We start from the raw sequence: 18553 nt of genomic DNA, 5'->3' as shown, positions 1-18553 counted from the left end.
TATAGGCGGGTCTTATTTTGCGGTAACTAAATTGCGTGCAATCTAATTGCTCGCTATGGTGTTTGCACTTTCCCCCGAGCACAGGCGTGATCCCCCATGAGCAACGAACTGTTCGATATTCCCGTCACCACTATCAAGGGCGAGCAGAAAACCCTGGCCGATTTCGCTGGCAAGGCCGTGCTGGTGGTCAATACCGCCAGTAAATGTGGCTTCACCCCGCAGTACAAGGGCCTGGAAAACCTCTGGCAGCAGTACAAGGACAAGGGGCTGATGGTGTTGGGTTTTCCCTGCAACCAGTTCGGCAAGCAGGAGCCGGGCAATGAGGGGGCGATTTCCGAGTTTTGCGAGCTGAACTTCGGTGTCAGCTTTCCCTTGTTCAAGAAGGTCGATGTCAATGGCAGCGATGCCCACCCCTTGTTCGTCCAACTGAAGAAGAAGGCTCCGGGCCTGCTCGGCAGCCAGGGCGTGAAATGGAACTTCACCAAGTTTCTGGTCAGTGCCGATGGCAAGCAGGTCAAGCGTTTTGCGCCGGCCACCAAGCCGGAAGATCTGACTGCCGAGATCGAAGCCCTGCTCAAATGAAGCCCTTCGAGCACGAAGACGCCCTGCAGCTGGATAACCAGCTGTGCTTCAAGCTCTATGCGGCTTCGCGGGCGGTGATCCGTGCCTACAAGCCGATGCTCGATCAGTTGAACCTTACCTACCCGCAATACCTGGCGATGCTGGTGCTCTGGGAATGGCAGTTGGTCCCGCCGCCACAGCCGACGGTCAAGGCCTTGGGCGAGCGTTTGCTGCTCGATTCGGGCACCCTGACGCCGTTGCTCAAGAGGTTGCAGCAGCTTGGTTTATTGCTGCGCCAGCGCTCGGCTGAGGACGAACGCGAGGTGCACCTGGCGTTGACCGAGGCGGGCCGCGCCTTGCGTCAACGGGTACTGCCGTTGCGCCGGCAGTTGCTGTGCGAGCAGGGTGTCGAGGTGGATGAACTGGCCGAGTTGCGCAGTCGTGTTGGCCAGTTGCTCGATCGCTTCATGGCGTCGCGCTAGGAGCTCTCGACGCCGGCAACCAGCGCTCGAGCAGGGCATCCAGCTCTTCGCGGCGGAAAGGTTTGGCCAGGTAGTCGTTCATGCCGGCGGCGCGACAGCGCTCGCGTTCATCGGGCAGGGCATTGGCGGTCAGGGCGATGATCGGCAGTTCGGGATGGTGCCCGCCCTGGCGAATTCTGCGACTGGCCTCATAGCCATCCATGATCGGCATGTTGCAGTCCATCAGGATCAAGTCGATGTCGTGCTGGGCCAGTTGGCTCAGGGCTTCGGCGCCATGGTTGGCCAGCACGACTTCGCAGCCGAGTTTACCCAGCATGCCCTTTGCCACCAGTTGGTTGACCGGATTGTCCTCCACCAGCAGCACCCGTGCCCGGTGTCCGCTCTGTTGCTCGACGAGGCTTGGCGCAGGCGCGCTTTCCATCTGCTGGCGGAGGCTGCGGCGCAATGCCTGGAGCAGGGTTTGCCGCGACAGCGGCCGGGCGATCTGCTCGAACGGCGCCAGGGCGTGCACCTGTTCGCTGGGCAGGAAGCTGCCGTAGGCGGTAACCAGCAGGATCGCTATCTGGCACGTCGGGCGCATGCCCGGCAGGCATTCGGGGCAGTCGCTGATCAACAGGTCGGCTGCGACCTCGTCCAGGTTGCTGTCGGGATCCAGGCGTCGATACTCCAGCCCCCATGCCGGCAGCAGCTTGCCAAGCAGTTCGTTGAGGCCTGAACTGGCCGAGCTGAGGGCCACGACCCGCCCGGTCAATGCCGGCAAGGCGGGCGCGGGGAGGTGACTGGGCAGTGGCAGTTCCGCGCAGAACCGGCTGCCGAAGCCCTCTTTGGACTCCAGTTCGAGTCGGCCCTGCATGGCTTCGCACAGGCGGCGGGTGAGTGCCAGGCCCAGGCCGGTGCCGCCGAACTGGCGGGTAATGCCGACCCCCGCCTGGGCGAAGGGCTGATAGATGCGCGCGCGTGCCTCTTCGGCGATGCCGATGCCGGTGTCCCGCACCGTGATCCGTATGCCGGTCTGGGTGCTGTCGACGTGCAGATCCACGCGGCCGGAACGGGTGAATTTCAGGGCGTTCGACAACAGGTTGCTGATGATCTGGCGCACCCGTGTCGGGTCGCCGAGCACTTGTGCGGGCAGTCGGGGGTCGATCAGGCAGGTCAGTTCGACGCTCGGCAAGGCGTTCTGCGACAGCAAGCTGGCGGTGTCTTCGGCCAGCGTGCCGAGGTCGAAGGGCAGGCTTTCCAGCTCGAGTTGACCGGCTTCGAATTTTGACAGGTCGAGGATGTCATTGAGCAGTTCGACCAACACCTTGCCGGAGCCGTGGGCGATCGATAGCTGCTGGCGTTGTTCGTTGTTCAGTGGGCCGTCGAGAGACAGTGCGAGCATGCCGAGCAGGCCGTTGAGCGGGGTGCGGATCTCGTGGCTCATGTTGGCGAGAAACGCCGAGCGGGCCTGAGCCATGTCCAACGCGGTGCGTCTTGCCTGTTCCAGTTCCTGATTGGACTCGAGCAGGCGTGCGTTGGCGGCCTCCAGCTCGGCAGTGCGGGCAGAGACGATATTCTCCAGTTCGCTCAGGTATTGAGTGAGGCGATCTTCTGCGTCGCGGCGCTGTTCGATCTCCATGGCGATGCTGGACAGTTGCTGGTTGGTGGCGTCGACCAGAATGCCGATTTCGTCGCGCTCGTGGCCGCGCGGGCAGGGCAGGCGGTTGCGGTTGGGCGCGTGCAGGTCGCGACCGCTGAGTGCGCGGATCACCTCGATCAGCGGCTTGGTCAGCATGAAATAGAACAGCACCAGCAGGATCAGCGAGAGCAACAGGCTGCGGGCGAAGCCGGTCAGCAAGGTGAGCATGGCGCGCCGCAGGAAGTGACTGCCGAACGCATAGGTGTCGACCTCCAGGCGCAGCAGGCCGAGGGCCTCCTCGGGCGCGTGGCTGACGAACAGGGGGGTTTCAAACTGGCGCCGTTCGCCGAACAGGAAATCGCTGAACAGCCGGTAGCGGTTGGTGCTGGGCGGGCGGCTGACCCTGGCCAGGGTCATGTCGCTGTTGTCTATGATCTCGGCGCGAATCACCGCCGGTGAGCGCAACAGGCCCAGCACCAGTTCCTGGGCCAATTCGGCGTCGATATTGTAGGCGATGCGTGCGGCGGGATTGTGGCTGATCTCCATCAGTGCGCTAATCTCGCGGTTGATGGAGGCATTCTCGCTGGCATAATCGATGCCCACTTGAATCAAGCTGAGCGCAGTGCCGAGGATAAACGCCACCAGTACGGTCAAACTGGCCTGTTTGAACGACAGGCGTTGGGTGAGCGATATATCCATGGATGGCAATAATCTCGGGTCCGTGCGCTTGCCAAGCATAGCCCATCCGTTCTGCCTTTCGGCAGGAGCAGTTGGCACTCAGGCTGTAACATCGAGGCGTACACCAAGGAGTGAATCGTGGATTCCCGTTTGAATGCTTTTCTGCAACGCGCCGAGAGCGTGCTGGCGCGACTCGAACCGCTATTGCCGGCCCAGCGTGGCGCTATCGACTGGCAGCACAGCCTGGCCGCGCGCTGGCACCGTGAGGGGCGCAGCGGTTACTTGCAGCCGTTGAGCATCGACCTCGATCTGAGTCTGAGCGACCTGATCGGTGTCGACGCTCAGCGTGAGCAGTTGGCGCGCAACACCCGGCAATTCATCCAGGGGCTGCCGGCCAACCATGCTTTGCTTTGGGGCGCGCGTGGCACGGGAAAATCATCGCTGGTGCGCGCGTTATTGGCCGAGCATGCCGCCGCCGGGCTGCGCCTGATCGAGATCGAGCGCGATCATCTGGCGGACCTGCCGCGAGTGGTCGAGCAGCTGAGTCGGTTGCCGCAGCGCTTCGTGCTGTTTTGCGACGACCTGTCCTTCGAGGCCGGCGAGGGTGATTACCGGGTGCTGAAAAGCGTGCTGGATGGCTCGCTGGAGCGCTCGCCGGACAATGTGCTGCTCTACGCCACGTCCAATCGTCGCCATCTGTTGCCGGAGAAGCACAGCGACAACCAGGCCTCGCAGATGGTCGACGGCGAACTGCACCCCAGCGAGGCGGTGGAGGACAAAATCGCGCTGTCTGACCGTTTCGGCTTGTGGCTGTCCTTTTACCCATTCACCCAGGATCATTTCCTCGCTGTGGTGCGGCATTGGATCGAGGTGCAGGCGGCGCAGGCCGGCTTGAGCTGGCAGTGGAGCGAGGCGCTGGAAAAGGCAGCGATTCGCTGGGCCCTGGGTCGCGGTAATCGCAATGGTCGCTGTGCCTATCAATTCGCCCGGCACTGGGTTGGGTTACAACTCCTGGAAAGCCAGTCATGATCGACCTTACGCAGGCTGACTCCGAGTCCGCAGGCTATTCGCTGCTGGCCGCGCAACTGCAGGCACTCTTGGCGCATGAGCGGGATTTCGTTGCCAACGCCGCACAGTTCTGCGCCTTGCTGTACCAGGAGCTGGTCGACCTCAATTGGACGGGCTTCTACCTGCTGCGCGGTGACGAACTGGTACTGGGACCATTCCAGGGGCGGGTGGCCTGTGTGCGGATACCTCTGGGCCGCGGCGTGTGCGGGGTGGCGGCAGCCACTCGGCAAACGCAACGGGTGGAGGATGTGCACAGCTTTGCCGGGCATATCGCTTGCGACAGCGCCTCGCGCAGCGAGCTGGTGGTGCCGTTGCTGAAGGCTGGGAGGCTGATCGGCGTGCTGGATCTGGACAGTCCGCAGTTGGCCCGCTTTACTGCAGCGGACCAGGCCGGGATCGAGCGCCTGGTCGAGATTTTCTTGCAGCTCAGCGATTGTTGACGCTGCGGGAAGAGAGCCGGGCTGGCGCTCCTTTTGGCTCAGGTTTTGCTGGCCATCTTGGCCAGTACCTTTTGCTCGCCGGCCAATAGCGCCTGCACCGAGGGGCGCGCTTTCACGCGCCGATGGAGTGCGGCCAGGTTCGGCCAGCGCTGGGCATCCAGGTGCTCATCGCCATGTTCCATGTTGATTAACTGGCAGGCAAATGCCAGGTCGGCCAGGGTCAGGCTGTCTCCGACGAAGTACTCGGCGCTGCCCAGTGTCTGCTCCAGGTAGTCGAAGTGCGCCGGCAGCTTTTCCGTCAGAGCGCGCTGCACTGCTGCCTCATCGCAGGGCTGGCCCATGGACTGTTTCAGAACGCGGTTGCGGAATACGCCGAAGGTACAGAGTGGCCCCAGCTCGTAGTCGCTGTATTTCTCCAGCCAGCGCACACGGGCGCGCTGCTCGGCATTGCGGCCCAGCAGGGCTGTGCGTTCCGGGTAGTTGTCTTCGAGGTACTGGCAGATCACGCTGGAGTCGGCCAGGCTGAAATCGCCGTCCTGCAGTGCCGGGATACGGCCCAGCGGGTTGAGTTCGCGATACCAGGCGGGCTGGCCGAAGGGCAGAATGATTTCCAGGCTGTACTCGAGGTCTTTCTCCGCCAGGCACAGGCGTACTTTGCGTACGAAGGGCGAGAGCGGCGCGCCATAGACTGTCAGGCTCATCGAATGTCCTTGTCTGCTGTGGGTAAGGGGGGGCGGTCGGGCTCAGTCGTAAATATTCTTCTTCTTCCAGTCTTCTTCGCTTTCCAGGCTTTTCAGGCCCGCGGTCAGCTCACTGGCATCGTCGGCTGCAGGCTTGCCCATGTCCACCACCATGGCATTGGCGCGGGCGAGTTGGGCTTCGAATTTCTGCAGCGGTGCTTGGTAGCGCGCGTTGTCGGTTTGCTTGCGCAGGTACTGCACGCCGCGCTCGAACGCCAGGCGCGCCTGACCGGGTTGGTTCTGTTGCAGAGCCTGATGGCCGAGGTTGCCGAATAGCTCGATATGCAGTTGCACCAGCATGTGGCGAATTTCATTGACCCAGTGCTTGGCTTCATTGGCAGGCAGGATGCCATCCTGGGTGCAGCGGGTGATTTGTCCGTGCAGGTTTTCCAGTTGAAAGCGAACTTCCTTGGCTTTGACTTCGCTGACGATCTGCTGCAGCGGATTCTGTACCGGGATCGCCTCGCCCTGGGCAATCAGCTGGTGCAGTGCTTCCAGTTGCGCTTTGCTGTCAGCATTGCTTGGCTGCAATTGCACCAGACGCTGGGCGAAATGCATCTGCAGGCGGCTGAGCATGAGTTTCAGCTGGGGCGTCATCAGCTGTCCGGGCAGGGACTCGGATACAGTGGCGCAACGGCGGATACGCTCATTGAGCTCGGTCCTGAGGCGGGCTTTTTCCAGCTTGTTGTTCTCGACCATGTGATTGACCAAGGCAATGGCGATCAACAGGGCGATGCCGCCGACAATCAGCAGGGTAATGACCAGTGGGGACATCGGTACCGCCTCGCGAATGCTGGTTTGCGTTGGAGTGTAGTGCCTTAGCCGCAGGGCTGATAGAGCAGCCTTATAATCTGGATTGAAGTCATTGATTTTAAAAAAAATTTACAGAGAGGTTGACGACCGTGCAGAGGATCCATAGAATGCGCGCCACTTCCAGCGCAATGCATTGTTGCAGTGAGCAGGAAGCCGGAAGTGTATTGCAGGTTCCGGGTTGCGTCCCCTTCGTCTAGTGGCCTAGGACACCGCCCTTTCACGGCGGTAACAGGGGTTCGAGTCCCCTAGGGGACGCCATTATTGTTGTGGCTGTCTGTTGTATTTGCGGGAATAGCTCAGTTGGTAGAGCACGACCTTGCCAAGGTCGGGGTCGCGAGTTCGAGTCTCGTTTCCCGCTCCAGATTTTCCGGCAGTGCTTGTAGAGCGCTGCCCGGGTCAGCCGGTAATCAGTCGGCTGAAGCAGTAAGTTCCAGGTCCCCTTCGTCTAGTGGCCTAGGACACCGCCCTTTCACGGCGGTAACAGGGGTTCGAGTCCCCTAGGGGACGCCATTTTTGTTGTAGCTGTCTGTTGTATCTGCGGGAATAGCTCAGTTGGTAGAGCACGACCTTGCCAAGGTCGGGGTCGCGAGTTCGAGTCTCGTTTCCCGCTCCAAATTTCAAGGTAAAGCAACGAAAACGCCGTTCATTGAGCGGCGTTTTCGTATCTGCTTGATTTTCCCACTCAAGAAAAAGCCCGCCGGTGATGCCGTGCGGGCTTTTTCGTTTAACTGCTGCGCTCCTAGTGCTTGCTGCCTTGCGCGGGCATGGTCAGCAACTGCTTTTCCTGGATCCAGTCGAACGGCTCGTCGTTTTCCAGGGCATGGAAGCGGCGTTCTTCCAGGATCTGGTATATCTCGATTTCTTCGTCGGGCATGAAGTGCAGGCAGTCGCCGCCGAAGAACCACAACAGGTCGCGCGGGACCAGGTGGGCGATTTGCGGGTAGCGCTGGAAGATCTGGCTGATCAGATCCTGGCCGAGGTAGAGGCTGGCTTCCGGATCGTTTGGCAGATCGGCGAGCAGTTCGTCGTAGCGTTCCAGGTACATGGCGTGGCTGTCATCGAGGATCTGCTCGGCTTCGCCCAAGGCGACCAGAATGGTGCGCAGATGGGCGAGCAGGGCGAGGTGATGATCGAGGTGGGCGTTGGCCATGAGAAGAATCCTGTAGGTAAAACGGGCGCGCCAGTATAAGGCTCTGGGTGGCCACTGTCCCAGGCCGTGAACAACTCCTGCACTAGCGCACCTTGCCGCGGCCGAGCTTCAGTTCTTCCTTGGCGAAGTCGTCGACGTCGATCACCACGCGTCGCGCCGTTTCGGCCTGGTGCAGGCTCTGCGCTTCTTCCGCACTGAGAACGCCGGCGCCGACTGCGGCGTCAAGCGGGCTTTGCCCCGGCACTTCCTGCACCCGGCCTTTCCTGAGAGCCTCGTCCAGTTTCTTCTGCAGGGGTTGCGCGCCTTGCAGCAGGTCCACCGCTTGCTGCAGGGCGGCCACCGGGTCGTTTTCCGCCTGCGGGCGGTAGCAGCCGACGAGCAACTCTTCCAGGGCCGGATCGCCGCTGTTGCGTCCGAGGATCTCGGCGACCTGGGTATCCTGTGCGTCGCTTGGGCCTTTGTGCCGGCGGCCGAAGGGGAAGATCAGTACGCGCAGGGCGCAGCCGAGCAGTTTGTTCGGGAAGTTGCCGAGCAGTTCATCCAGCGCCTGTTCGGCGTGGCCCAGGCTTTCTTCCATGGCCCAGCACAGCAGTGGGCGCGAATGCGCCGGGTAATCCAGGTCGTGGTAGCGCTTGAGCGCCGCCGAGGCCAGGTACAGGTGGCTGAGCGCATCGCCCAGGCGTGCGGACAGGCGCTCGCGGCGTTTCAGTTCGCCGCCCAGCAGCAGCATGCTCAGGTCGGCAAGCAGGGCGAAGGCCGCGGCCAGGCGATTGAGGGCGCGGAAGTAGGGGCGACAGAGGTTATCGCCCGGCACCTCGCTGAATCCGCCCAGGCCGAGGCTGAGGATCAGGCTGCTGGCCGCGTTGCTCACGGCGAAGCCGATGTGCTGCAACAACAGGGCGTCGAATTCCAGCAGGGCTTGTTTCTTGTCTTCACGACCGGCCAGGGCCATTTCCTTGAGCACGTAGGGATGGCAGCGGATCGCGCCCTGGCCGAAGATCATCAGGTTGCGCGAGAGGATGTTGGCGCCTTCCACGGTGATGGCGATGGGCGCGCCTTGCCAGGCTCGCGCCAGGTAGTTGTTGGGGCCCATGATGATGCCCTTGCCGCCGTGCACGTCCATGGCGTGGCTGACGCATTCGCGGCCGCGCTCGGTCAGGTGGTACTTGAGAATCGCCGAGAGCACCGAGGGTTTTTCGCCCAGATCCACCGCGCCGGCGGTGAGGATGCGGGCGCTGTCCATCAGCCAGGTATTGCCGCCGATGCGGGCCAGGGCCTCCTGGATGCCCTCGAAGGCGGCCAGCGGGACATTGAATTGCTCGCGTATCTGACAGTACTGGCCGCTGACCAGGCTGCTGAACTTGGCCGAACCGGTGGCTCCGGCCGGCAGGGAGATGGAACGGCCGACCGATAGGCAGTTCATCAGCATCATCCAGCCTTTGCCGAGCATGTCCTGGCCGCCGATCAGGTAGTTGAGCGGGATGAACACGTCTTTTCCCGAGTTGGGGCCGTTCATGAAGGCGGCGCCGAGTGGCAGATGGCGCCGGCCGATTTCCACCCCGGGCGTGTCGGTTGGCACCAGGGCCAGGCTGATGCCGAGGTCTTCCTGCTCACCGAGCAGATGATCCGGGTCGTAGGCCTTGAAGGCCAGGCCGAGCAGGGTCGCGACTGGGCCCAGGGTGATGTAGCGCTTTTCCCAGGTCAGACGCAGACCGAGTACCTCCTCGCCTTGCCACTGACCCTTGCAGACGATCCCGCTGTCCGGCATGGCCCCGGCGTCCGAGCCGGCCAGTGGGCCGGTGAGGGCGAAGCAGGGGATGTCGTCGCCGCGGGCCAGGCGCGGCAGGTAATGCTGGCGCTGCTCGTCGGTGCCGTAGTGCAGCAGCAGTTCGGCCGGGCCGAGGGAGTTGGGCACCATCACAGTGGAGGCCAGGTCACCGCTGCGAGTGGCCAGTTTCATCGCCACCTGGGAGTGGGCATAGGCGGAAAAGCCCTTGCCGCCGTATTCCCTGGGGATGATCAGGGCGAAAAAACCGTGCTGCTTGATGTGCTGCCAGGCCTTGGCCGGCAAGTCCAGCTGCTGGCCGATCTGCCAGTCGCTGACCATGGCGCAGAGTTCTTCGGTGGGGCCGTCGAGAAAGGCCTGTTCCTCCTCGCTCAGTTGCGCCCTGGGATAGGCCAGCAGCTTGTTCCAGTCCGGGCGGCCACTGAACAGTTCGCCGTCCCACCAGACTGTGCCGGCTTCGATGGCGTCGCGTTCGGTATCCGACATGGGCGGCAGCACCCGTTGAAACCAGGCGAACATCGGGGTGCTGAGCAGTTTTCGCCGTTGCTCCGGCAACGCCAGCGGCAGCGCCACCGCCAGCAGCAATAGCCAGAAGACAGCCAGCAGCCAGGTGGGTGCATTGCTGAACAGCCCCATGAGGACCAGGTACCCGGCAACCACGCCGAGAGCGGGCAGCGCTGCGGTGCGGCGGTGGGCCAGGTAGGCCGTGCCAACCAGCAGGACGAGCAACCAGACAACGAGCATGCAAAATCCTCCATGACGACGAGTAGGAAAGAACCAAGGATGAGTCTAGTCGGCATCCATACAAAGATGGCGGCAAGGGCGCCGAGCTTGGCCGGAGTGTCGTGACACGCACCCGCACGGCGTCGTTAGACTGGGTGCTCTATCACGGAGAACCCCCAATGCGTGAATACCTGGAGCCCGGCCGCTGCATCGATAGTGACCACCCGGCGTTGGTCGAATTCGCGGAAAAGTCGCGCGGCAGCAGTCGCGATCCGGTGGAGCAGGCGGTCGGGCTGTATTACGCGGTGCGCGATGGTATTCGCTACAACCCTTATACATTCAGTCGTGATCCGCAAACGCTGAAAGGCAGCCATGCGCTTCTCAATGGCGAGAGCTACTGCGTGCCGAAGGCCACACTGCTGGCGGCCTGTGCGCGGCATTGTGGGATTCCGGCGCGCATCGGTCTGGCCGATGTGCGTAACCACCTGGCCACCCCGCGGCTGCTGGAACTGCTGCGCAGCGAGGTGTTCGCCATGCATGGCTATACCGAGTTGTATCTGCGGGGGCGCTGGGTCAAGGCCACGCCGGCGTTCAATCTGCAGCTGTGCCGGCTATTCGAGGTGGCGCCGCTGGAGTTCGATGGGCTTGGCGACAGCGTGTTCCATCCGTTCAACCGGGAGGGACAGCGTTACATGGAATATCTGCTCGACCATGGCCGTTTCGCCGACGTGCCGCTGGAGCTGTTCTTCGGCCATTTGGCGGCGGTCTATCCGCATTTGTTCGCCGAGGATGCGCCGCTGCTTGTGGGGGATTTTCAGGGCGAAGCCGCGCACTAGCAGGCCGCGTCGGACCCGGCTGCAAAAGCCGGGTCGTCGGCATCAGGCTGCAGATTGTCGTTAGCCCGGTTTGCTCATGCTGTGGAATCGATCAGTTATTGATCAGGCTGAGAAATTCGCTGCGGGTGGCGGCATTGTCGCGGAACTCGCCGAGCATCACCGAGGTGACCATCGAGGAGTTCTGCTTTTCCACCCCGCGCATCATCATGCACATGTGCTGGGCTTCGATCACCACGGCGACGCCGAGGGCGCCGGTGACCTCCTGGACGGCTTCGGCGATCTGCCGGCTGAGGTTTTCCTGGATCTGCAGGCGGCGGGCGAACATGTCGACGATCCGCGCGACCTTGGACAGGCCGAGCACCTTGCCATTGGGGATGTAGGCGACGTGGGCCTTGCCGATGAACGGCAGCAGGTGGTGCTCGCACAGCGAATACAGCTCGATGTGCTTGACCAGCACCATTTCGCTGTTGTCGGAGCTGAACAGCGCGCCGTTGGTGACCTCTTCCAGGGTCTGCTGGTAGCCGCGGCAGAGGTATTGCATGGCCTTGGCGGCGCGCTTGGGGGTGTCGAGCAGGCCTTCGCGGGACGCGTCTTCGCCGATCTGGCCGAGGATTGCCGTGTAGTTTTGTTCCAGGGACATGGATCTTCCTGTGGACCTTCATAAAGGATGAGAACAGGGGGCGCAGGGTAGGGTGCGGCCGCCCCGCTGGCAAGAGCGGCGCGCGACAGACTGCCTCAGCGGTGGGCCGGCCTTTGGCTCAGTAGCTTAAGGGGGCAGAGCCTTATAAAGATCTTCGCCGCCTATTCGTCGCGGCCATCGAGCATGGTGCGTTTGAGCATCACGTACACCGCTCCGGTGCCGCCATGCTTGGCCAGGCAGGAGGTGAAGCCCAGCACCTGGGGATGCTGGCGCAGCCAGGTGTTGACGTGGCTCTTGATCATCGGCTTGCGTCCGTCCATGCGCACGGCCTTGCCGTGGGTGATGCGCACGCAGCGTACTTCCAGCTTGCTGGCTTCGGCGAGGAACTCCCACAGGGTGTCGCGGGCCTTCTCCACGCTCATGCCGTGCAGGTCGAGGCTGCCATCGAAGCCGATCTGGCCGAGTTTGAGCTTGCGCATCTGGCCTTCCTGCACGCCATTGGCGGCCCAGTACAGCGGGTCTTCCGCGCCGACGTCGATGACGAACTGGTCGGACAGGCCGTCGACTTTTACCGTATCCACGCGCACGCTTGCCGCCTGGCGCAGGCTGGCCAGGTGTTTACGGTCGGGCTTGGCTTTGCCGGTGTCGGCGCGGTCGTGCTTGAGCGGCTTGACGCCACGCAACTCGGCTTTGAACAGGGCGCTGTCGTTGTCTTCTCTGCTGTCGTCTTGCATCTGGGCCTCCGCGAAGGCCGCTAGTGTAACCAAGGCTGAGAACTTGTGAAAAAACTCTCGCCTACTGTGACGGCGCTCGATAGTTTCACAAACTCTGAGGCTTTGGTGTCGCCTCGATCGATGAGGCGACCGTCAGTCGCGTTTCTTCATCAGGTGCGGAGCCATGCTCAAATCGCTGGGACGACGCAGGCGGCGTCGGCACAGGCGCCACACCGCGATGCCGGCCCACAGCAGGAATAAACCGAGTCCCAGCAATACCGCGGCTGCGCCGGTCGAATCGTTCAGCGCACCAAGCGCCGGGGCCCGGCCGAGCAGGCTGGCTGCGCCGGCCATCGCCAGCAACACGCCGAAGGCGGCAAGCAGGGCTGCCAGCATGGCTGCGAGGCGCATGCGCCAGCTGCCCGGCCCGCGCGGGCGCAGGCGACGAGCATCGAAACCATCGGATAACTTCATTCCGACTTCCTTAGTGGGTATCGGCGGTTTGGCCGGCATACATTATGGTGGTTCCGGTGGCATGCCAAGCTTGGCCGCAGGATGTGACCTGGTCTGGGGGTCAGATCAGGGCGCTGGCTTGCGGCACCACCGCCGCGAAGTTGTCGGCCAGGGCGATGATCTCCGCGCGGTGCATGTCGGCGGCGCTGATGACCTTGCCGTCCAGTGTCGGCAGGTCGCGGGTAGCGCAGGCGGTGTCGACCACCGTGCAGCGGTAGCCATAGTCCTTGGCCGCGCGCACCGTGGTGCTGATGCTCGAGTGGGTCATGAAGCCGCAGACGATCAGGTCGAGGTGGCCAAGCGCTTGCAGCTGGTCATGTAACTCGGTCCCGGAGAAGGCGTTGGGCATGCGTTTTTCCACCACGATTTCGCCCGGCAAGGGTGCGACCTCGGGCAGGTGGTGGCCGCGGGGGCCGCGGGGGTCGAGCAGGCCGTCGGGAATTCCCAGATGCTTGACGTGGACGATGGAAGCGCCGGTGTTGCGTGCGGCGGTCAGCAGTTTGGCGATCTCCGCGAGTGCCGAGTCGAGCCCTGGCAGCTGCAGCACGCCGCTGCGGTACTCCTCCTGGACGTCGATGATCAGCAGGGTCGCATTGCCCAGGGTGGCGGGGGCATGGCTGCGCCCTGTGAGCTGAAACAGTGTTTGCGGATGAGACATGACCTAACTCCTCGCTGGCGCGGACGACAGCACTCATTGTCCGCTTGTGTGACGCTGCTGTGAACCTCTTCGACGCGCGAGCGCGGCGACGAACAGAATCGAACCTATCCAGAGGGTCTGGAGTCGTACGCAAAAGGAGTTGCTTATGGATCTGCTATCAGTATTTTCCGCACATTTCTGGTTGTTGTTCGCCCTGGCGGTTTCCATCGCGGTGTTGCGCGAACTCAGGCGCGCGCCGGGTGAGCCGTCCTTGCGCGCACCGCGGCGCAAGAAAACCGAGTGAGCGCCTCAGAGCGAGCGCCCGGCCGATCGCCGGGCGCCGCTCGGTCAATGGAGGCCGAGAACCTGGAACTGCAGGTACCAGATGCCCAGCGAGCCGAAGAAGTTGACCAGAATGGCCGGCAGGAACTTCAGGTGCACGCCGAAGCTGTAGCTCTTGTCCAGCGACATGGCCATGACCCCGGCGGCAGAGCCGACCACGGTCAACGAGCCGCCGATCCCGACCATCAAGGCGTTGAGTGCCCACTGATCGAGGCCCAGTTGCGGGTTGGACATCAGCGCGGCGGCCTCGACCGGCACGTTATCCATGACCCCGGAGGCGATGCCGAGAATCACGTTGACCCCGGTGGGACTCATCATCTCGAACAGTTGCGAGATATAGGTCAGCCAGCCGACGTGGTTGAGGCAGGCAACCGAGGTGATGATGCCGATAAAGAACAGCAGGGCGTTCCATTCGACCTTCTGCAGCTGATCCTGCCAGGGCAGTTCGATGCCGCGGCGCATCAGCAACCAGGCGTAGAGGGCGACCAGACCCAGGCCGATGCCGATGGCGAATTCGATGCTGACCTTGAGCAGGATGTTGCACAGCACCGCACCGACCACGGCGCAGAAACCGACGATGGCCAGCCCCGCGCCACCGGGCTTGAGCCCGGTTTCCGAAGCGTCGGCCAGGTGGATCAGGTCCTGGCCGTCGAGCTTGCGCAAATAGAAGAAGTGCAGGGTGGCGGCGAACAGCAGCCAGCCGATCAGGGCCGAGGGAATTAGCAGCAACAGCCCGGCGATGCTGATCTTGCCGGCCAGCACCACCATCAGACTGGTCGAGGTGCCGAGAAACCACACCCCGCTGTTGGACGCCACGACGATGTTGCACAGCGCCACATGGGTGTAGCGCTGGTGGGTGGAGATGCTTTTCACCGTCTTGCCGAAGATCATCGCGGTGGTGATGTTGTTGAGAAACGGCGAGAGCAGTGCCGACAGGGCGCCGGTGGCCCAGAACATGCCTTTGGCGCCCAGGCCCCTGCGCATCAGGTAGCCGTTGAGCGCGGTGAACACGTTCCGCTCGTTGAGCAGCTCGACCACCATCCACATGAACGCCATGAAGGCGATCAGGCCGAACAGTTCTTCCTTGGTCTCGCTCTGCGCGTGGAGGAAGTACTGCACGCCGTTGGGGTCGTTGATGGCGTAGTGGACGCCGATGACGATCAAACCGGACATCATGAACATGGCCGGCTTGAATTTATCCATCTCCAATTGTGCTTCAAAAACGATAAGCGTCATGCCAAGCAGGAATATCGCCAGCACGAGCAAGCCCGTGAGCGAGAAGGGTTCTATGACCATTTGTGGTGGGTCTCGAAAGGAAGGGGTAGGGAGGGGTTGAGAATTCGTTACAAATTATATCGGAACGCCTGGCGCTGCGACACGGGGTCGCATGGGCCGCACGCTATTTAATTGCGGCCATACGCCATGCTCGGGCGCTTCGGCTAAACTGCGCCGACTTTTGCCAGGAGAGACTCTTGTGACTGCAGTGCCTACCCGTTTACGGACCCTGCGTGATTACATCCGCTGGGCTGTCAGCTGTTTCAATCGCGAAGAGCTGTTCTTCGGTCATGGCAGCGACAATGCCTGGGACGAGGCCCGCCAGTTGGTGCTGGGGGCTGTGCATCTGCCTTGGCAGATCGCCGACAGCTACCTCGACTGCCGTCTGGAGGATGACGAGCACGCACATCTGCAAGCCTTGCTCAAGCGGCGCATCGAGGAACGCGTACCGACCGCCTACCTGCTGGGCGAGGCCTGGTTCTGTGGCCTGCCCTTTATCGTCGACGAGCGCGTGCTGATTCCCCGCTCACCGATTGGCGAGTTGATCGAGCAACATTTCCAGCCCTGGCTACCCGAGGAACCTACGCGGATTCTCGACCTCTGTGCGGGCTCCGGCTGCATCGGCATCGCCTGCGCCTACGAATTCCCCGAGGCCGAGGTGGTATTGGCCGACCTGTCGTATCAGGCGCTGGAGGTGGCCAACCAGAATATCGAGCGGCACCAGCTGGATGATCGCGTCTACAGCGTGCAGGGCGATGGCTTCGACGGGTTGCCGGGGCAGCGCTTCGATTTGATCGTATCCAACCCGCCCTACGTCGATGCCGAGGATTTCGCCGACATGCCGGCCGAATACCAGCACGAGCCGGCCCTGGGCCTGGCGTGCGGCGAGGATGGTCTGGATCTGGTGCGGCGTATGCTGGCCGAAGCTGCCGATCATCTGACTGACAAGGGCCTGCTGATCGTCGAAGTCGGCAACAGCCAGGTGCATGTCAGCGCCCTGTACCCGGAAGTCGACTTCACCTGGCTGGAGTTCGAGCGCGGCGGCCATGGCGTATTCCTGCTGGCGGCCCAGCAGTGCCGCGAGCATCAGGCGCTGTTTCGCCAGCGTCTGAACGGTTGATGGGGGTGGGGCAACCGCTCTATGGTTAATCAGCGGCTCAGCAGCGAGGCCGCGCCAGCACCGCCAAACAGGGCCGCGCTGACCCGGTTGAACCACACCTGGCCCTTGCCCGAACGCAGGTAGCGCGCCGCACCGTGGGCGCTGAGGCCGTAGAACAGCTTGCAGCCCAGGTCGAGCACCGCCCAGCTGGCGATCAGCACCAGCAGCTGGCTCAGCATCGGCTTGTCCGCGCTGATGAACTGCGGCAGGAAGGCGGCGAAGAACAGGATGTCCTTGGGGTTGCTGGCGCCCAGGCCGAAAGCCTGCCAGAACATGGCGCGAAAGCCCGGATTGACCGGCTGTTCTTCGGCGCTGGCCGGCTTGGCCGCCTGGCGCGAGGCTTGCCAGCTCTGCCAGGCGAGGTAGAACAGGTAGAGTGCGCCGACGATCTTCAGGGCGCGGAACAGCGACTCCGAGGCCAGCAGCAGGGCGCCCAGGCCCAGGGCCGAGGTGCTGAGCAGGCAGATCGAAGCCGATACCCCGCCGAGAAACGCCGGCAATGAGCGGCGCAGGCCATAGTTCAGGCTGTTGCTGACCATCAGCAGCGACAGCGGCCCGGGGATCAGGATCACGACCAGCGCGGCGCTGCTGAACAGCAGCCAGGTTTCCAGACTCATTCATTCTCTCCTGATATGGAAAAGCCCCGGCGCCATGCGCCAGGGCTCGGGTATCGCTCGGGTGAACCTTACAGGAAGGCGAACTTGGCGATAAAGATGATGCACAACACATACAGGCTGACCGAAACCTTGTCGCGCTGGCCGGTCAGCAGCTTCAGCGTGGCGTAGGTCAGGAAGCCCAGGGCGATACCGTTGGCGATGGAGAAGGTCAGCGGCATCATCACCACGGTGACGATCGCCGGGATGGTATCGGTCTGGTCCTTCCAGTCGATATGCGCCATGCCGCTCATCATCAGCATCGCCACATAGATCAGCGCGCCGGCGGTGGCGAAGGCGGGAATCATTCCGGCCAGGGGGGCGAAGAACATCGCCGCGAGGAACAGCAGGCCAACGGTGACCGCGGTGAGACCGGTGCGGCCACCGGCGGCAACGCCCGAGGCACTTTCCACGTAGCTGGTCACCGGCGGGCAACCGACCAGGGCACCAACCACGCTGGAGGTGCTGTCGGCCTTGAGCGCCCTGGACAGGTTCTGGATCTTGCCGTCTTCATCGACCAGATTGGCCCGGTGCGCCACGCCCATCAGGGTGCCGGCGGTGTCGAACATGTTGACGAAGAGGAAGGCCAGAATCACGCTGATCATCGCCACGTTGAAGGCACCGGCGATATCCATGGCCAGGAAGGTTGGCGCCAGGCTCGGCGGCATCGACACCAGGCCATTGTACTCGACCAGACCCATGGCCCAGCCCAGGGCGGTAACGCCGAGCATGCTGAACAGGATGGCGCCGAACACATTGCGGTGGCTGAGTACCGCGATCAGCAGAAAGCACAGGGCGGCCAGCAGCGCGCTGGGTTCGCCGAACGAGCCCATGGTCAGCAGGGTGGCCGGGCTGTCGACGACGATGCCCGCGGTTTTCAGGCCGATCAGGCCGAGGAACAGACCGACCCCGGCGCCCATGGCGAAACGCAGGCTCATGGGGATGCTGTTGAGCAGCCATTCGCGGATGCGTGACAGGCTCATGATCATGAACAGCACACCGGAGATGAACACCGCACCCAGGGCAATCTGCCAGCTATAGCCCATCTCGCCGACCACCGTATAGGTGAAGAAGGCGTTCAGACCCATGCCCGGCGCCAGGCCGACCGGCCAGTTGGCGTATAGACCCATGAGGAAGCAACCCAGCGCCGCGCCTATGCAGGTGGCAACGAAGGCCGCGCCGTGATCGACGCCCGCACTGGCCATGATGCTGGGGTTGACGAAGATGATGTAGGCCATGGTGACGAAGGTCGTCAGGCCGGCCAGCAGTTCGGTTTTGATGCTGGTACGGTGTTCGGTCAGCTTGAAGAAACGATCGAGCAGGCCAGGTTTGATCAGCCCTTGGACGTGAGTTGCATGTTGTTCTTGTTTGGCGCTTTCCACAGTGGGAACTCCTCATCTCTCTTGTTGTGTACCACCCAGAGCCTGTACTGCGCACGCTCGACTCTCTGAGGTAGGTGGTGCGTTCGGGTGTGCTCACTGGGTCAATTGTTGACCGGTAGGTCAGAAAGCTACACTGAGGCGATTATGCTGTTGTATACAAAAAAAGCAATTAATGTTTTATGTTTTGCACGACGGATGTCGGCTGATTATCGTTAGCCGGTCCGCACCGTTTTCAACGCGGAAACGGTCAGCCGTATATCATTTAAAATCTATTTGAATCAGATAGATAAGAGGATAAAACAGGGGCTTTTCGGCATTCGTCGTGTGCGCTCCTGGCGCTGGCA

The 18553-nt window shown here is 62.5% G+C and carries 19 protein-coding genes and 4 tRNA genes; 11 read left to right on the top strand and 12 right to left on the bottom strand.

Translation table 11 applies throughout. The annotated features are described in order from the left end of the window. Window positions 1-96 precede the first annotated feature (96 nt). Both BM315_RS01790 and BM315_RS01785 read left to right on the top strand, forming a co-directional pair. The gene (locus tag BM315_RS01790) at window positions 97-582 is read left to right on the top strand and encodes a glutathione peroxidase (protein ID WP_090497197.1); all 486 of its coding nucleotides are present in this window, start codon (window positions 97-99) and stop codon (window positions 580-582) included. Beyond that, on the top strand, window positions 579-1043 hold the full coding sequence (locus BM315_RS01785) for a MarR family winged helix-turn-helix transcriptional regulator (protein ID WP_090497196.1): 465 nt from the start codon (window positions 579-581) through the stop codon (window positions 1041-1043). Before BM315_RS01790 ends, BM315_RS01785 begins: the two co-directional genes overlap by 4 nt. Here the strand turns inward: BM315_RS01785 and BM315_RS01780 are convergent. Next, on the bottom strand, window positions 1027-3360 hold the full coding sequence (locus BM315_RS01780) for a hybrid sensor histidine kinase/response regulator (protein WP_090497194.1): 2334 nt from the start codon (window positions 3358-3360) through the stop codon (window positions 1027-1029). The two genes, BM315_RS01785 and BM315_RS01780, sit on opposite strands and share 17 nt — an antisense overlap. 117 nt (window positions 3361-3477) lie before the next feature. Between BM315_RS01780 and BM315_RS01775 the strand changes: the two genes are divergently transcribed. Together BM315_RS01775 and BM315_RS01770 are read left to right on the top strand one after the other, a co-directional pair. After that, on the top strand, window positions 3478-4368 hold the full coding sequence (locus BM315_RS01775) for an ATP-binding protein (protein ID WP_090497192.1): 891 nt from the start codon (window positions 3478-3480) through the stop codon (window positions 4366-4368). Then, window positions 4365-4847, top strand: a complete 483-nt coding sequence (locus BM315_RS01770) for a GAF domain-containing protein (RefSeq protein WP_090497190.1) — start codon at window positions 4365-4367, stop codon at window positions 4845-4847. The genes BM315_RS01775 and BM315_RS01770 overlap by 4 nt, the downstream gene beginning before the upstream one ends. 38 nt (window positions 4848-4885) lie before the next feature. On the opposite strand, the gene BM315_RS01765 is transcribed toward BM315_RS01770, so the two are convergent. Continuing rightward, window positions 4886-5548, bottom strand: coding sequence for a glutathione S-transferase family protein (locus BM315_RS01765; RefSeq protein ID WP_090497188.1), 663 nt, complete (start codon window positions 5546-5548; stop codon window positions 4886-4888). A gap of 42 nt (window positions 5549-5590) precedes the next feature. Continuing rightward, window positions 5591-6361: a hypothetical protein gene (locus BM315_RS01760; RefSeq protein WP_090497186.1), complete on the bottom strand. Its 771-nt coding sequence runs from the start codon at window positions 6359-6361 to the stop codon at window positions 5591-5593. Between the two features lie 221 nt (window positions 6362-6582). Between BM315_RS01760 and BM315_RS01755 the strand changes: the two genes are divergently transcribed. From BM315_RS01755 to BM315_RS01740, 4 genes are all read left to right on the top strand, one after another. Beyond that, window positions 6583-6658: transfer RNA gene (locus BM315_RS01755), tRNA-Glu, on the top strand. Window positions 6659-6685: 27 nt separating this feature from the next. Then, window positions 6686-6761, top strand: a tRNA-Gly gene (locus BM315_RS01750). A 73-nt stretch (window positions 6762-6834) separates the two neighbouring features. Further along, window positions 6835-6910, top strand: a tRNA-Glu gene (locus BM315_RS01745). 27 nt (window positions 6911-6937) lie between these two features. Further along, window positions 6938-7013, top strand: a tRNA-Gly gene (locus BM315_RS01740). 126 nt (window positions 7014-7139) lie between these two features. On the opposite strand, the gene BM315_RS01735 is transcribed toward BM315_RS01740, so the two are convergent. Then, window positions 7140-7550: a PA2817 family protein gene (locus BM315_RS01735; RefSeq protein WP_090497185.1), complete on the bottom strand. Its 411-nt coding sequence runs from the start codon at window positions 7548-7550 to the stop codon at window positions 7140-7142. Between the two features lie 82 nt (window positions 7551-7632). Next, window positions 7633-10080 carry an acyl-CoA dehydrogenase gene (locus BM315_RS01730; protein ID WP_090497183.1) on the bottom strand — a complete coding sequence of 816 codons (2448 nt, stop codon included), beginning with the start codon at window positions 10078-10080 and terminating at the stop codon, window positions 7633-7635. 158 nt (window positions 10081-10238) lie between these two features. Between BM315_RS01730 and BM315_RS01725 the strand changes: the two genes are divergently transcribed. Then, window positions 10239-10895, top strand: a complete 657-nt coding sequence (locus tag BM315_RS01725) for a transglutaminase-like domain-containing protein (RefSeq protein WP_090497181.1) — start codon at window positions 10239-10241, stop codon at window positions 10893-10895. A gap of 91 nt (window positions 10896-10986) precedes the next feature. Here BM315_RS01725 and folE read toward each other — a convergent pair whose 3' ends face one another. The 4 genes from folE to BM315_RS01705 form a co-directional block, all read right to left on the bottom strand. Next, the gene (gene folE, locus BM315_RS01720) at window positions 10987-11535 is read right to left on the bottom strand and encodes a GTP cyclohydrolase I FolE (RefSeq protein ID WP_090497179.1); all 549 of its coding nucleotides are present in this window, start codon (window positions 11533-11535) and stop codon (window positions 10987-10989) included. A gap of 161 nt (window positions 11536-11696) precedes the next feature. Beyond that, window positions 11697-12269: a Smr/MutS family protein gene (locus tag BM315_RS01715; RefSeq protein ID WP_090497176.1), complete on the bottom strand. Its 573-nt coding sequence runs from the start codon at window positions 12267-12269 to the stop codon at window positions 11697-11699. A 132-nt stretch (window positions 12270-12401) separates the two neighbouring features. Continuing rightward, the gene (locus tag BM315_RS01710) at window positions 12402-12722 is read right to left on the bottom strand and encodes a hypothetical protein (protein WP_090497174.1); all 321 of its coding nucleotides are present in this window, start codon (window positions 12720-12722) and stop codon (window positions 12402-12404) included. Between the two features lie 100 nt (window positions 12723-12822). Further along, complete coding sequence (locus BM315_RS01705; protein ID WP_090497172.1) at window positions 12823-13419, bottom strand: cysteine hydrolase family protein; 597 nt, start codon at window positions 13417-13419, stop codon at window positions 12823-12825. A gap of 145 nt (window positions 13420-13564) precedes the next feature. Here BM315_RS01705 and BM315_RS24605 point away from each other — a divergent pair, with 145 nt between their 5' ends. Further along, window positions 13565-13702 carry a hypothetical protein gene (locus BM315_RS24605; protein WP_170862138.1) on the top strand — a complete coding sequence of 46 codons (138 nt, stop codon included), beginning with the start codon at window positions 13565-13567 and terminating at the stop codon, window positions 13700-13702. Window positions 13703-13746: 44 nt separating this feature from the next. Here the strand turns inward: BM315_RS24605 and nhaD are convergent, their stop codons facing one another. Then, window positions 13747-14976 (bottom strand): sodium:proton antiporter NhaD, encoded by a 1230-nt coding sequence (gene nhaD, locus BM315_RS01700; RefSeq protein WP_280140410.1) that lies wholly within the window; start codon window positions 14974-14976, stop codon window positions 13747-13749. 238 nt (window positions 14977-15214) lie between these two features. Here nhaD and prmB point away from each other — a divergent pair, with 238 nt between their 5' ends. Next, window positions 15215-16135, top strand: coding sequence for a 50S ribosomal protein L3 N(5)-glutamine methyltransferase (gene prmB, locus BM315_RS01695; RefSeq protein ID WP_244527234.1), 921 nt, complete (start codon window positions 15215-15217; stop codon window positions 16133-16135). 29 nt (window positions 16136-16164) lie between these two features. Here prmB and BM315_RS01690 read toward each other — a convergent pair whose 3' ends face one another. Further along, window positions 16165-16791, bottom strand: coding sequence for a LysE family translocator (locus BM315_RS01690; protein WP_090497166.1), 627 nt, complete (start codon window positions 16789-16791; stop codon window positions 16165-16167). Between the two features lie 68 nt (window positions 16792-16859). Beyond that, window positions 16860-18209: an NCS2 family permease gene (locus tag BM315_RS01685; protein ID WP_090497164.1), complete on the bottom strand. Its 1350-nt coding sequence runs from the start codon at window positions 18207-18209 to the stop codon at window positions 16860-16862. Between the last annotated feature and the right edge of the window lie 344 nt (window positions 18210-18553).

The sequence above is a fragment of the Pseudomonas borbori genome (assembly GCF_900115555.1).
Taxonomy (GTDB): Bacteria; Pseudomonadota; Gammaproteobacteria; order Pseudomonadales; family Pseudomonadaceae; genus Aquipseudomonas; species Aquipseudomonas borbori.
The sequence above is the reverse complement of the archived record's forward strand: the minus strand, read 5'-3'. Positions and strand labels throughout refer to the sequence as shown.

Bases quoted from the DNA above. Each gene is read 5' to 3' on its own strand.
- BM315_RS01765 (WP_090497188.1), bottom strand. From the start codon at position 5,548: ATGAGCCTGACAGTCTATGGCGCGCCGCTCTCGCCCTTCGTACGCAAA.
- BM315_RS01785 (WP_090497196.1), top strand. From the start codon at position 579: ATGAAGCCCTTCGAGCACGAAGACGCCCTGCAGCTGGATAACCAGCTG.
- BM315_RS01690 (WP_090497166.1), bottom strand. From the start codon at position 16,791: ATGAGTCTGGAAACCTGGCTGCTGTTCAGCAGCGCCGCGCTGGTCGTG.
- BM315_RS01780 (WP_090497194.1), bottom strand. From the start codon at position 3,360: ATGGATATATCGCTCACCCAACGCCTGTCGTTCAAACAGGCCAGTTTG.
- folE (WP_090497179.1), bottom strand. From the start codon at position 11,535: ATGTCCCTGGAACAAAACTACACGGCAATCCTCGGCCAGATCGGCGAA.
- nhaD (WP_280140410.1), bottom strand. From the start codon at position 14,976: ATGACGCTTATCGTTTTTGAAGCACAATTGGAGATGGATAAATTCAAG.
- BM315_RS01725 (WP_090497181.1), top strand. From the start codon at position 10,239: ATGCGTGAATACCTGGAGCCCGGCCGCTGCATCGATAGTGACCACCCG.
- BM315_RS01770 (WP_090497190.1), top strand. From the start codon at position 4,365: ATGATCGACCTTACGCAGGCTGACTCCGAGTCCGCAGGCTATTCGCTG.
- BM315_RS01715 (WP_090497176.1), bottom strand. From the start codon at position 12,269: ATGCAAGACGACAGCAGAGAAGACAACGACAGCGCCCTGTTCAAAGCC.
- BM315_RS24605 (WP_170862138.1), top strand. From the start codon at position 13,565: ATGGATCTGCTATCAGTATTTTCCGCACATTTCTGGTTGTTGTTCGCC.
- BM315_RS01705 (WP_090497172.1), bottom strand. From the start codon at position 13,419: ATGTCTCATCCGCAAACACTGTTTCAGCTCACAGGGCGCAGCCATGCC.
- BM315_RS01710 (WP_090497174.1), bottom strand. From the start codon at position 12,722: ATGAAGTTATCCGATGGTTTCGATGCTCGTCGCCTGCGCCCGCGCGGG.
- BM315_RS01790 (WP_090497197.1), top strand. From the start codon at position 97: ATGAGCAACGAACTGTTCGATATTCCCGTCACCACTATCAAGGGCGAG.
- BM315_RS01735 (WP_090497185.1), bottom strand. From the start codon at position 7,550: ATGGCCAACGCCCACCTCGATCATCACCTCGCCCTGCTCGCCCATCTG.
- BM315_RS01760 (WP_090497186.1), bottom strand. From the start codon at position 6,361: ATGTCCCCACTGGTCATTACCCTGCTGATTGTCGGCGGCATCGCCCTG.
- BM315_RS01730 (WP_090497183.1), bottom strand. From the start codon at position 10,080: ATGCTCGTTGTCTGGTTGCTCGTCCTGCTGGTTGGCACGGCCTACCTG.